The 12,041-nt window shown below is 73.3% G+C and carries 11 protein-coding genes and 1 tRNA gene; 7 read left to right on the top strand and 5 right to left on the bottom strand.

All coding sequences use genetic code 11. The features are described from left to right. Positions 1-16 precede the first annotated feature (16 nt). Both F4554_RS00420 and F4554_RS00415 read right to left on the bottom strand, forming a co-directional pair. Positions 17-493: an FHA domain-containing protein FhaB/FipA gene (locus tag F4554_RS00420; protein WP_179785511.1), complete on the bottom strand. Its 477-nt coding sequence runs from the start codon at positions 491-493 to the stop codon at positions 17-19. Further along, positions 493-1,302: an FhaA domain-containing protein gene (locus F4554_RS00415; RefSeq protein ID WP_420360712.1), complete on the bottom strand. Its 810-nt coding sequence runs from the start codon at positions 1,300-1,302 to the stop codon at positions 493-495. The genes F4554_RS00420 and F4554_RS00415 overlap by 1 nt, the downstream gene beginning before the upstream one ends. A 366-nt stretch (positions 1,303-1,668) precedes the next feature. On the opposite strand from F4554_RS00415, the gene F4554_RS00410 reads away from it, so the two are divergent. The 3 genes from F4554_RS00410 (at position 1,669) to F4554_RS00400 (ending at position 4,607) form a co-directional block, all read left to right on the top strand. Then, positions 1,669-1,755: transfer RNA gene (locus F4554_RS00410), tRNA-Leu, on the top strand. Positions 1,756-2,295: 540 nt separating this feature from the next. Continuing rightward, entirely contained in the window at positions 2,296-3,675 is a 1,380-nt protein-coding gene (locus tag F4554_RS00405; RefSeq protein ID WP_202889082.1) for an amidase, read from the top strand. Then, entirely contained in the window at positions 3,672-4,607 is a 936-nt protein-coding gene (locus F4554_RS00400) for a beta-ketoacyl-ACP synthase III (protein WP_179785509.1), read from the top strand. The genes F4554_RS00405 and F4554_RS00400 overlap by 4 nt, the downstream gene beginning before the upstream one ends. A gap of 25 nt (positions 4,608-4,632) precedes the next feature. Here the strand turns inward: F4554_RS00400 and F4554_RS00395 are convergent, their stop codons facing one another. Together F4554_RS00395 and pdxR are read right to left on the bottom strand one after the other, a co-directional pair. Continuing rightward, positions 4,633-5,064 (bottom strand): MarR family winged helix-turn-helix transcriptional regulator, encoded by a 432-nt coding sequence (locus F4554_RS00395; protein ID WP_202889553.1) that lies wholly within the window; start codon positions 5,062-5,064, stop codon positions 4,633-4,635. Between the two features lie 13 nt (positions 5,065-5,077). Continuing rightward, positions 5,078-6,619: a MocR-like pyridoxine biosynthesis transcription factor PdxR gene (gene pdxR, locus F4554_RS00390; protein WP_179785507.1), complete on the bottom strand. Its 1,542-nt coding sequence runs from the start codon at positions 6,617-6,619 to the stop codon at positions 5,078-5,080. A gap of 275 nt (positions 6,620-6,894) precedes the next feature. Between pdxR and F4554_RS00385 the strand changes: the two genes are divergently transcribed. From F4554_RS00385 to F4554_RS00365, 4 genes are all read left to right on the top strand, one after another. Further along, positions 6,895-7,809 carry an ABC transporter ATP-binding protein gene (locus F4554_RS00385; protein WP_179785506.1) on the top strand — a complete coding sequence of 305 codons (915 nt, stop codon included), beginning with the start codon at positions 6,895-6,897 and terminating at the stop codon, positions 7,807-7,809. Between the two features lie 25 nt (positions 7,810-7,834). After that, the gene (locus tag F4554_RS00380; protein ID WP_179785505.1) at positions 7,835-8,587 is read left to right on the top strand and encodes an ABC transporter permease; all 753 of its coding nucleotides are present in this window, start codon (positions 7,835-7,837) and stop codon (positions 8,585-8,587) included. Positions 8,588-8,676: 89 nt separating this feature from the next. Then, the gene (locus F4554_RS00375; protein WP_202889081.1) at positions 8,677-10,095 is read left to right on the top strand and encodes a sensor histidine kinase; all 1,419 of its coding nucleotides are present in this window, start codon (positions 8,677-8,679) and stop codon (positions 10,093-10,095) included. Further along, the gene (locus F4554_RS00365) at positions 10,092-10,808 is read left to right on the top strand and encodes a response regulator (RefSeq protein ID WP_179785504.1); all 717 of its coding nucleotides are present in this window, start codon (positions 10,092-10,094) and stop codon (positions 10,806-10,808) included. The genes F4554_RS00375 and F4554_RS00365 overlap by 4 nt, the downstream gene beginning before the upstream one ends. Here the strand turns inward: F4554_RS00365 and F4554_RS00360 are convergent. Beyond that, a complete protein-coding gene (locus F4554_RS00360) occupies positions 10,712-11,968 on the bottom strand; it encodes an NAD(P)-binding protein (protein WP_179785503.1) in 1,257 nt (418 codons plus the stop codon). The genes F4554_RS00365 and F4554_RS00360 overlap by 97 nt on opposite strands. Positions 11,969-12,041: the final 73 nt, after the last annotated feature.

The raw sequence follows: 12,041 nt of genomic DNA, 5'->3' as shown, positions 1-12,041 counted from the left end.
GGTCATCGTGGCGCGCCTACTTGTACAGCTCGATGATCGTCTTGCCGACGCGGACAGGAATGCCGGGCCCGACCGCGGTCGGGCCGTGAATGCGCGACTCTCCCACGAAGGTGCCGTTGGTGGAACCGAGGTCCTCGGCGTACCACGAGCCGGACTGCGGTCGCAGCACGGCGTGCCGGGTGGAGACGTACTCGTCGTCGATCTGCAGTTCGCACTCCCCGCCCCGGCCGATCACCAGCGGCGAGTCGCCCAGCGGCACCTGCAGTCCCGAACTCGTCCCCTGGACCACCACCGCCGTCGTGGGCTCCCCTCGCTTGCGCCGCGGTGGCTTGGCGGGCTTGGCCGGCTTCTTCTGCGGCCGGTCGGACTTGGCCGATCCGCTGACCCGGGTGCCGAACAGGTCCGAACGGATCACCGAGACGGCGGACAGTACGAACAGCCAGAGCACCGCGAGGAAGCCCAGCTTGATGATGGTGAGGGTGAGTTCGGACACTACCGCTGCGCTCCGTCCGGGTGACGCAGGACGAGGAGCGTGTTGCCGAGCAGGATCTGACTGCCCTCCCGAAGCGGCGCGTAGTCGACGCGCTGCCCGTTGACCACGATCCCGTTGGTGGAGCCGAGGTCGTGGATGGTGACGGTGTAGCGGGGGCCTTCCTGTACGACACGGATCTCGGCGTGCCGGCGGGAGACTCCCGGGTCGGTGATGCGAAGGTCGGCCTCGGTGCCCCGGCCCAGCACGGCGCCCGGCGGCTCGAGCGGGTGCCGCTGGCCGTTGACCTCGAGGTACGGAGCGGGCGCGGGTGCCCGGCGCTGACCGGGGCCGCCGTTACCCGACGATGCGTACCCCGGCCCACCCTGGCCCTGGCCCTGGCCCTGCCCCGGTCTCTGACCTGGGCCCTGACCCGGTCCGCGCGGCGGGCCACCGGGGCCCTGCCGACGGTCCGGCCGGGGTTGACGGCGCCCGGGTGTCACCTGGGCGACGGCGCTGCTGCGGACCCGGAACCGTCCGGTGGACAGACCGTCCTGGCGGTCGAACGAGACGGTGACCGGGCCGGTGAACGCGTAGCTCTGGTTGCTGGCGTGCCGGCTCACCACCTCGGCGAGCTCCTTGCTGAGGGTCTGCTCGTACGGTGCTAGCCGTTCGTGGTCGCTTGGTGACAGCTCGACCACGAAGTCGTTGGGGACCAGGCTGGAGTCACGGGACAGTACCTGAGCGGAGTTGTCGAGCTCCCGCTGCAGCGCGGAGGCGATCTCGACCGGCTGGACAGCCGAGCGGAAAACGCGCGCGAAGGTTCCCGTCACGAGACCTTCCAGGCCGCGCTCAAAGCGTCGAAAGACTCCCACAGGTACCTCCTTCCCGTACCGGCGCCGGCCATGTTCGCGTCGATCGTAACTGTCGTTCCAGGGTGGGGCTGACTCCAACCACCTCCTGTGGGTTCTCGGGCGTACGACCGGAGCCGTCGCCGGTCCGTCACGGAACCGTCCGGGGAGCTGCCGGAGACCCGCCACAGGTCCAGGTGACGTTCTACACGCAGGCGCCCCCCGGTCGGCCGCGTGCTACCGATCGGACCAAGTGTGGCGAGCTGGGGACCACGTCGCCAGTAGGCCCGTGCTAGCCTCTAGGCGCTCCAGATCACCGCTGCGCGGTGTGACGAAGTGCAGCAGTGCGCGCGAGTGGCGGAATAGGCAGACGCGCAGGATTCAGGTTCCTGTGCCCGCAAGGGCGTGGGGGTTCAACTCCCCCCTCGCGCACCAGCTTCGAACTCTCCCGGTCCCTTCGACCGGGAGAGTTTTTCGTTGTTCGGCGCCGGCCGGGTTGCGGGCCCACGCCCTCCGAATTCGGGTCCTGGCCCGTCCGGAGTCTTCTTATCGTTTTCTTCTCCTCCGTTCCGGCGCAACCGGAGGTCGGCGCGTTTCCGGTCGGGCGGACCTGGCGACCGCGGCCCCCACGGCCGACCGGACGCGGCCGGTGGGTCCCGTGATTCGGGGCGAAACGCGCACAGCGTCCCGATCCGGACAGCCGCGTGCCCCGAACCAGTCGGTGATCCACCCGACGACTGCCGGCCGTCCGTAGCCACCTGCCATCGCGCTTCGAGGTGGGCGGCGACCCATACGCACGTCCCGGCCGGCGCCGGCGAGCAGGACGACAAGAGGGCGTCGATGCGGTGCTCCTACCCGGCCGGTGACAACCGCGCGAGGTGACGACGGGCGTGACGGGATCCGGCTGGCGGGCCTCGGCGTTCGCCCAGCCGGGCTCGACGGGGCCGGGTGTGGAATGTGTGGCACTGTGGGGAGATGGCGCAGATGCGGGCAGGGCTGGACCGGCATGCCCTGGACCCGGACGATCCAGCGTCCACCGACTCCCTGTGCGCGCGGATCGACGCCGCCTCCGAGTTGCACGCGTTCGTTGCCGAACCCGGCCGGCGTGAACGCGTCCGGCGTGAGCTCCACGAGCTCCGCGAGCAACGCGACCTTTCCATGCAGGACCGCTCCCGCTCAGGTCACGGTTCCGGTCGCCCGGCGTTGTTCGGCGTTCCGGTCGGGGTGAAGGACATCTTCCACGTCGACGGACTGCCCACGGCTGCCGGATCGCGGCTGCCGCCGGAGGTGCTGGGCGGTCCCGAGGGCGCTGCGGTCACCCGGCTCCGGAACGCCGGTGCGGTGGTGGCGGGCAAGACGGTGACCGCGGAGTTCGCGTCCGTGGCGCCAGGGCCCACCCGGAACCCGCACCGGCCAGGTCACACGCCGGGCGGGTCGAGCAGCGGGTCCGCGGCGGCGGTGGCGGCCGGGCTGGTCCCGCTGGCGCTGGGTACGCAGACCGTGGGCTCGGTACTGCGGCCGGCGGCGTACTGCGGGATCGTCGGCTTCAAGCCCGGCCACGGCCGGATCCCGGCGGACGGACTGGTGTCGAACGCACCCACGTTCGACACGGTGGGCATCCTCGCCGTCGACGTCGCCACCGCGGCCCGTGCGGCCGCCGTCCTGTGCACGGACTGGTGCCCCGACCTGGTGGCCGGACCGGACGCCGGTCTGCCGGAGGGCGACGGAACGTCGGAGGCCCTGCCCGTGCTCGGCGTACCCGGCGACGCCTACCTGCGGCAGGCGACCACGGCGGCGCGGCAGGCGTTCGCCGCGCAGGTGGACACGCTGATCGCCGCCGGCCATGTCGTACGGCACGTCCGGCTGCTGGACGACCAGGACGAGATGGACGAGGTCAACCGGCGCAACCGCACGATCAACGGCTTCGAGTTCGCGCGGGTGCACGAGCGCTGGTTCGCGACGTACGCCGACCGCTACCACCCGCTGACAGCTGCCGCGATCGCCGTCGGCCGGCAGGTGTCCGACGCCGACTACGCGGACGCGCTGGCGCGGCGCCGGCACTTCGCCGACGACCTGGTGCGGCGCATGGACGCGGAGGGGATCGACGGGTGGATCGCTCCCGCTGCGACCGGACCCGCCCCGGAAGGTCTGGACTCCACCGGAAGCCCGCTGATGACTCTGCCGTGGACGCAGGCGCGGCTGCCGGCGGTGAGCGTGCCGGCCGGCCTGGTCGACGGCTTGCCGGTCGGCGTGCAGTGCGTGGCCCGCCCCGGCGCCGACGAGACTCTGCTGGCCTGGGCGCGGCGGTTGGCAGCCGTCCTGGGAACTACCCGACGACGCGAAGGACTCCGATGAGCGGTTCGCAGATCGTGGCCATGGGCCACTACCAGCCCCCGAAGGTACTCACCAACGACGACATCGCCCGGCTCGTCGACACCAACGACGAGTGGATCCAGAGCAGGGTCGGCATTCGTACCCGGCACATCGCCGAGACCGAAACGGTGGACGAGATGGCGGCCGCCGCGGCCGAGAAGGCGCTGTCGGCCAGTGGGCACACCGCGGGCGACGTCGACCTGGTCGTGGTCGCCACCTGCACGGCGGTCGACCGGTCGCCGAGCATGGCGGCCCGGGTCGCCGCCCGGCTGGGGATCGCCGCACCGGCTGCGTACGACATCAACACCGCCTGCTCGGGGTTCTGCTACGCGCTGGCCACCGCCGACCACGCCATCCGGGCCGGTGCGGCGCGCACCGCGCTCGTGATCGGGTCGGAGAAGCTGTCGGAGGTCACCGACTGGGCCGACCGGTCGACCTGCATCCTGGTCGGCGACGGCGCGGGGGCCGCGGTGGTGACCGGCTCGGAGGAGCCGGGGATCGGCCCGGTCGTGTGGGGTTCGGCGCCGGAGCTGGGCGACGCGGTACGCATCGAGGGTCAGCCGGCGGTGTTCAGCCAGGAGGGCCAGTCGGTGTTCCGGTGGGCGACCACGAAGTTGGCGCCGATCGCCCGCGAGGTGTGCGCGCGGGCCGGTGTCGACCCGGCGGACCTCGCCGCGGTCGTACCCCACCAGGCCAACCTGCGCATCATCGAGCCGCTCGTCCGCCAGCTCGGCGCGACGAACGCCGTGCTCGCCCGCGACCTGGTGGAGTCGGGCAACACCTCCGCGGCGAGCGTGCCGCTGGCGCTGTCCAAGCTGGTCGAACGCGGCGAGGTGCCGACGGGTGCGCCGGCGCTGCTGTTCGGGTTCGGCGGCGGACTGGCGTACGCCGGACAGGTCGTGCGCTGCCCCTGACGTGACGCCCGAACGCTCGGCCGGCTCAGGAGCCGAGGTTGCCCCGGATCCGGTCCAGCGCCCGGATCAGCGCCGCTCGGTCGTCCTCGTCGAACCCGGCCAGCGCCCGGTCCGACAGCGCCCGCGTCTCCGCGTCCAGGACCGCCTCGAGCTCGCGGCCGCGTTCGGTGAGGTGGATGCGGACCAGCCGGCGGTCGCGCAGGTCGGGTTCGCGGGTGACCAGGCCCGCGGCCTCCATCCGGATCGCGGCCCGGGTCACGGTCGGGGTGGCCAGGCCGAGCCGGCGGGCGAGCTCACCGGGGGCGAGCCCGTCCTCCTTCCACAGCTCCCGGAGCAGGAACTGCTGGCCGTCGCGGACGCCGTGTGCGCGGTAGGCCACGTCGGCTGCCTCGGCGAGGGCCCGCTTGGTGGCCCAGAAGACGCCCTGGAACTCGTCGCGGGGGAAGCTGCGCGGCATCTTCGTCACGGAGTCATTCTCCCTTGCCGGCGGCGGCGCGGACCGCGTCGGTGAGCCGCTCGACGGCGGTGGCGACGGCGTTGTCGGGCAGGTTGCCGTACCCGAGTACGAGGGCCGGCCGGGCCGGGTCCGGGCGGAGCCGGTAGCCGTCGAGGTCGGCGACGCGGACGCCGCGTGCGGCGGCGCGGGCCACGACAGCCGCGACGGAGGTCTCGGCTTCGAGGTGGAGGACGAGGTGCAGACCGGCGGCGACGCCGGACAGTTCGCACCGGGGCAGGCTCGCCCCGAGTGCGGCGACCAGGGCGTCCCGGCGGTGGCGGTAGCGGCGCCGGGCCGCGCGCAGATGCCGGTCGTACCCACCGGTCTCCACGAACGACGCCAGTGCGAGCTGGTCGATCACCGGCGGACCGGACGTGCGGTGCTCGGGTGTCTCGCGGAGCGCGGCGGCCCAGCGGCCCGGCGGAAGGAGCCAGCCGATCCCGATCGCAGGCGACAGCGTCTTCGACAGCGAGCCGAGCAGCGCGACCCGGTCCGGGTCGGCTCCCTGCAGGGTGCCCACCGGCCGCCGGTCGTAGCGGAACTCCGCGTCGTAGTCGTCCTCGAGCACGATCCCGTCGGCCTGCCGTGCCCAGGCCAGCAGCGCGCCCCGGCGGCGCGGACCGAGCACCACCCCGGCGGGGAACTGGTGGGCCGGCGTGACCACCACCGCACGCACCCGCGGGTCCCGGGCGAGCTCGTCCACCCGCAGGCCGTCGGCGTCGACGGGAATCCCGACGGGTTCCAGGCCAACCCTCTCCAGTGCCTCCCGCAGCCGCGTCCAGCCCGGGTCCTCGACGCCGATGTGGGTGTGACCCTCGGCGCGGAGCAGCCGGCCCAGCTGGGTCACCCCGTCGGTGACGCCGGCGGTGACCAGCAGGTCACCGGCCCGCGGATGCGCACCGCGGCAGCGGCGGAGGTAGTCGGCGAGCACCTGGCGTAGCTGCGGCGTGCCGCCGGGCGGCGGATAGCCGAGATCGGTGTACGACACGGTGGACAGCTGGGTGCGTACGGCCTCCGCCCAGCGGCGGCGGGGGAACTCGCGCAGGTCGGGCAGGCCCGGAGCCAGGTCGTAGGGCGTGCCGACCGATGCCCTGACCGGACCGGTCGCCTGACCCTGACCGCTCGGCTGGGCGCTCGGCCCGGCGGTCGGCTGGACGGTTCGGTTGCCGTACGGGCGTGAACCGGCCGATCCGCTCGGCCCGGCCGAGCCGTTCGGCGTCCCCGGCGCGGCGTTCGGCGTACCGGCGGGCGCGTCCGCGCGGACGACGGTGGCCGAGCCGGTCCGGGCGGTGAGGTAGCCCTCCGCCACGAGTTGTTCGTACGCCTGGGTGATCACCCACCGCGAACAGCCCAGGTCGACCGCGAGGGCCCGGCTGGGTGGCAGCGCACTGCCGGGCCCGAGCCGGCCGGTCCGGATCGCGTGCCGCAGCGCCCGGGTCAGGCGTTCGTGCAGCGGACCGGTGCCCTCGACGTCGAGGAGGGTGTCCCAGGCGAGTTTGGCTCGGGTGATCGCCATGATCAGGGATCGTACGCCCGAGCCAATCCACGGCCAATCGACGGCCGACCCACGGGCGGTCCGCGGCCGATCCACGACTGACCCGCGGCCGACCAGCCGTTCCGTACTCGCCATCAACCGATCGGTTGATCGCAGGTGTGGCCGGTCGGGCGATCCGCCAGGCCCCGTATGACGGCCAGACTCGAGGCCACCGGAACTACCCGCGAAACCACTCGCGGAACGAACCACGGAACCACCCGGCCGAGCGTCCGGCCGTACGACGAAAGGGCGGCGCCATGCCGGTCATCGAGGTGTCCCACCTGCACAAGCGGTACGGCGAGAAGGTCGCGGTCGACGACGTGTCACTGACGGTGGAGGCCGGTGAGATCTTCGGCATCCTCGGCCCCAACGGAGCGGGCAAGACCACCACCGTCGAGTGCGTGAGCGGGCTGCGGACCGCCGACGCGGGCGACCTGCGGGTGCTCGGGCTCGACCCGCGCCGCGAACGCGACCGCGTCGCGCTCCGCGAACGCCTCGGCTGCCAGCTCCAGGAGAGCGAGCTGCCTGGTCAGCTGCGGGTGCGGGAGGCGCTGGAGCTGTACGCCTCCTTCTACCGCGCACCGGCGGACTGGCGGGAGCTGACCGAGCGGCTGGGGCTGATCGACCAGCAGAACACCGCCTTCGCGAAGCTGTCCGGCGGGCAGAAGCAGCGGGTCTCCATCGCGCTGGCCTTGATCGGCAACCCCGAGGTCGCCATCCTCGACGAGCTGACCACCGGTCTGGACCCACAGGCGCGCCGGGACACCTGGAACCTGATCGAGCAGGTCCGCGACAGCGGCGTCACGATCGTGCTGGTCACCCACTTCATGGCCGAGGCCGAACGCCTCTGCGACCGGCTGGCGGTGATCGACTCGGGCCGGGTGGTCGCGGTGGACACCCCGGCCGGACTGGCGACCCGCGCGGGCGGTGAGCAGCGGATCAGGTTCCGGCCGTCGACTCCGCTGCCCGACGACGTGTTCGCCGAGCTGGTGGAGGTCACCGGTGTGAGCCGGACGGGCGACCAGGTGGTCGTCACCGGGACCGGTGACGTCCTGGCCTCCGTCACCTCCACCCTGGCCCGGCGGCAGGTCGTGGCCCACGACCTTCGGGTGGAGCAGGCCAGCCTGGACGACGCGTTCGTCGAGCTCACCGGCCGCACCCTCTCGAACTGACCCCCGCACCGGAAAGAGAACCACCATGTCCGTCCTGTCTGCCCCGTCCGGCCTGGCCAAGCTCACCGCCGTGGAGGCGAGGCTGTTCCTCCGTGAGACCGGGATGGCGGTCCTTACCATCGCCTTCCCCACCCTGCTCCTCGTCGTCCTCGGCCTGATCCCCGCGCTGCGCCGGCCGGACGACATGTTCGGCGGCATGCGGTTCGTGGACGTCTTCATGCCCTCGCTGATCGTTCTGGTGCTCGCCCTGCTCGGGGTGAACACGATGCCGACCCGGCTGGCGGGCTACCGCGAGAAGGGCATCCTGTGCCGGCTGTCGACCACCCCGGTGCACCCGCGCAACCTGCTCGCCGCCCAGCTCGTGGTGAACGCCGTCGTGGCGCTGGTAGCCGTCGGCCTGCTGATGGTCGTCGGGCACCTCGCCTTCGATGTGCCGATGCCGCGCCATCCGCTCGGGTTCGCCGCCGCCCTGCTGGTCGGTGGGGGATCGATGTTCGCGCTGGGGACGCTGGCGGCGGCCACCGCGTCGACGACCCGCGCGGTCGCCGCGATCGCGATGCCGATCTACTTCGTGTGCATGTTCCTCGGCGGGGTGTTCCTGCCGCGGTACCTGCTGCCCGACCTGGTGGTGACACTCGGTCAGTACGCGCCTCCGGGGGTGCAGGCGCTGCAGGATGCCTGGACCGGCGGCGGCCCGCAGGTGCTCCAGCTGGCGATAATGGCGGCGATCGCCGCGGTCGCGGCCGCGGTGGCCGCCCGGGTGTTCCGGTGGGAATGACGCCGGCGACGTTCACGGGGACGCGGCAGGCGCGGCCCACCGGTGGATCCTCCACCGGCAGCGCCGTGATCAGGGAAGGAGGCGGTCCGATGGCCTCGTGGCGGTCCAGCCTTCGGTCGTGGGAGAGCCTGGAGAGCCCGGTCTACTCCGCCCTCCCTTACGCCCTGCTGGCCGTGTCCCTGGTGCCCACCGCGATCCAGGCGGGTGGCTCCTGGCCGGCGTTGCGGATCTCGGTCGGGCTCGCCGTCCTGGCCGCCGCGTGGGTCTACGTGTGGCTGACCCGGCGCCCGACTCTGGCCGAACGACCGGAGTACGGCCGCATCTACTTCGCCGGGTTCGTCGTACTGTCCGCAGCGCTGGTGGTCCAGAGCCCGTGGTTCGGGATCTTCGTCTGGGTCGGATACGTCCACGCGGGCGCGTTCCTGCGCGGCCGCTGGAGGTACGCCGGGATCGCCGCGACCGGGCTGATCGCCGCCGCGTCCCAGGCCGGCGGCGGGATGCCCCGGTTGGATCCGGACTACCTCGCGGCGCTCGGCGTGCTCCTGGTGGTCAACGTCGGCATCGCCGGCACGGTCACCTTCTTCGCCATGGTCAACGAACGCGAGCACGAGGAACGCCGGCGGACCGTCGCCGAGCTCGCCGAGGCCAACCAGCGACTGCAGGACGCGCTCGCCGAGAACGCCGGGCTGCACGCCCAGCTGCTCACCCAGGCGCGCGAGGCCGGGATCCTGGACGAACGTCAGCGGATGGCGAGGGAGATCCACGACACCCTCGCCCAGGGGCTGACCGGCATCATCACCCAACTGGAGGCGGCGGCCCTGGCCGGACCCACCGGCGCCGGTGCGGACGTCGAGGCGTGGCGGCGGCACCTGGACAACGCCGCCCGGCTGGCCCGGGAGAGTCTGTCGGAGGCACGGCGCTCGGTGCGGGCGATCCGGCCGGAGGCGCTGGAGACCGCCCGGCTGCCCGAGGCCCTTGCCGAGGTCGCCGGGCGCTGGTCGTCGCTGCACGGCGTGGCCGCCGAGGTCACCACCACCGGCACCGCCCGCCCCCTGCACCCGGAGGTGGAGGTGGCGTTGCTGCGGACCGCGCAGGAGGCGCTGACGAACGTCGCCAAGCACGCCCGGGCGACGCGGGTCGGGCTGACCCTGTCCTACATGGAGGACGTCGTGTCGCTGGACGTCCGCGACGACGGGATCGGGTTCGTCCCGGCCCTGTACGCCGGGTCGGTGCCGGCCCCTGTTGCCGGGCAGGTGCCGGTGCAGGTCGGCGGCCCGGTGCCGGACCGAACCGGTGGGCTCGCCGTGAACGCAGACACCCCCGCCGACCTCGGTTCCGACCCCGTCTCCGACCCCGCCTCTGACCCCGGCCCCGGCCACTACGGCCTGACCGCGATGCGGCAACGGGTGCAGCGGCTGGCCGGCCGGTTCGAGGTGGAGTCCGAGCCGGGTGCCGGCACCGCCCTGTCGGCCGTCGTACCCGCGATCGACGCCGGTGGTACGCCATGACATCGCGGACCTCGCGGACCTCGCCAACCCCACCGACCCCACCGACCCCGCCGACCCCGCCCTCCGATCCGATCCGGGTGCTGATCGTCGACGACCATCCCGTCGTCCGCGACGGCCTGCACGGGATGTTCGGCGCCGATCCGAGGTTCGAGGTGCTGGGCGAGGCGGCGGACGGTGCCGAGGCGGTGCGCCTGGTGGCTGAGCTGGCGCCGGACGTCGTTCTGATGGACCTGCGGATGCCGGTGATGGACGGGGTCACGGCGATCACCCGCCTGGCCGAGGCGGGTACGCCGGCCCGGGTACTGGTGCTCACGACGTACGACACCGACAGCGACGTGGTGACCGCGATCGAGGCGGGCGCGACGGGTTACCTCCTCAAGGACGCGCCCCGCGAGGAACTGTTCCGTGCGGTGGTGGCGGCCGCGCGCGGCGAGGCCGTGCTGTCCCCCACGGTGGCGACCCGGCTGCTCGGCCAGGTCCGCCGGCCGGCGGTGGAGCCGCTGAGCCAGCGGGAGCTGGAGGTGCTCGGCCTGATCGCGCGCGGCTCGACCAACCGCGAGGCCGCCGCCGGGCTGTTCATCAGCGAGGCGACCGTCAAGACGCACCTGCTGCACATCTACGGCAAGCTCGGCGTGAACGACCGGGCCGCCGCGGTGGCAGTCGCGTTCGAACGCGGGCTGCTCGGGCGTGTTTCGCCCCCCGGGCGGAGCTGAGCGAGAGCCAGTTCGGCCGCCCTCCGCGCGCTGGCCATCGTCACCTCTCCGAGCATGCCGGGTGCGGCCACCTGGTCGCCGACGAGGAAGACTCCGTCACCGCGGTCGATCGCCGGCCGGTCCCGCCAGCTCGTCCCGGGCAGGTCCACCGCACCCGTACGCCCGGACGCCACCGCGTCGCGGCGCCACGTCACCCGGTCCCGCCAGCCGGGCAGTGCCAGGTCGAGCGTCGTCTCCAGTCGGCCGAGGCCGGCCGCCTTCGACTCCTCCGGCCGCAGCGGCAGCTGGGCCTGGACCAGCGAGTGCCCCGCCGGGGCGAGGGAGGGGTCGGGGACGGTGACGCGTTCGACGAAGCCCGCCTCGTCCAGGTCGAACACGATGAACGGGTCACCTCGCCGCTCCCGCAGGCCCAGGTCGAGGAGCACCGTCCGGCCGCTCTCCCAGGTCAGCGTGGGGTCGCGGAGCAGTCGCCGGGCCGCGGGCAGCGAGGTGGCCACGATCACCGGAGTTCGCGTGGGTACGGCGTCGATCCGGGCGCCGGTCTCGATCGTGACGCCGAGGTCGCGGGCCCTGGCCGCGAGCCGGTCGACCAGCGCCTGCCAGCCGCCGACGACGTAGCGCGCGGCCGGCTGCCCGGGCCGGACGAGTCGCTGGAACCGTTCCCAGACGTACGCCGCGGACAGTCTCCCCGGGTCGAAGTCGTACGTCGTCACGCCGGTGGTGGCGGCCACCGCTGCCGCGGCCCGGTCACCGAACCGGCCGGTCGCCCAGGTGGTGAAGTCCTGGTCGACGGGTGCCCGCAGGCGCCGGTGGGCCGCGGCGGCGAGGACGCCCCGGGGCGGAAGGGCGCGCAGCCGGCCCTCGTGGCGGAACCGAAGGCGGAACGTCGCACCCAGCGGCGCCGGACGAGCCAGGGCGGTCAGCCCTCGTTCGGCCAGCCACGACCAGTGGGCGCCGTCGCTGTAGAGGGCGTGCGGGCCCTCGTTCGCGACGTACGGCAGGCTCGTCGAGCGCGCCCGGCCGCCCAGCGTCCGGTGCGCCTCGAGCAGCCGGACCCGGGCACCCTGCTCGGCCGCGGCGACCGCGGCCACCAGCCCACCCAGGCCGCCACCGATCACGGTGAGGTTCGCAGGTTCGGCGTGGTCGGTCCGTTGCGTCATGGTTCCCCTCCGTCGAGATGCCGCCCGCGTGACTCCCCGGGCGGTCATCAGCACGACGGGGTGCGCCGACGCG

Origin of the sequence: Actinopolymorpha rutila (genome assembly GCF_013407855.1) — a bacterium.
GTDB classification, from domain to species: domain Bacteria; phylum Actinomycetota; class Actinomycetes; order Propionibacteriales; family Actinopolymorphaceae; genus Actinopolymorpha; species Actinopolymorpha rutila.
Note: the sequence above shows the minus strand (reverse complement) of the source record. Positions and strands in the feature narration are given on the sequence as shown.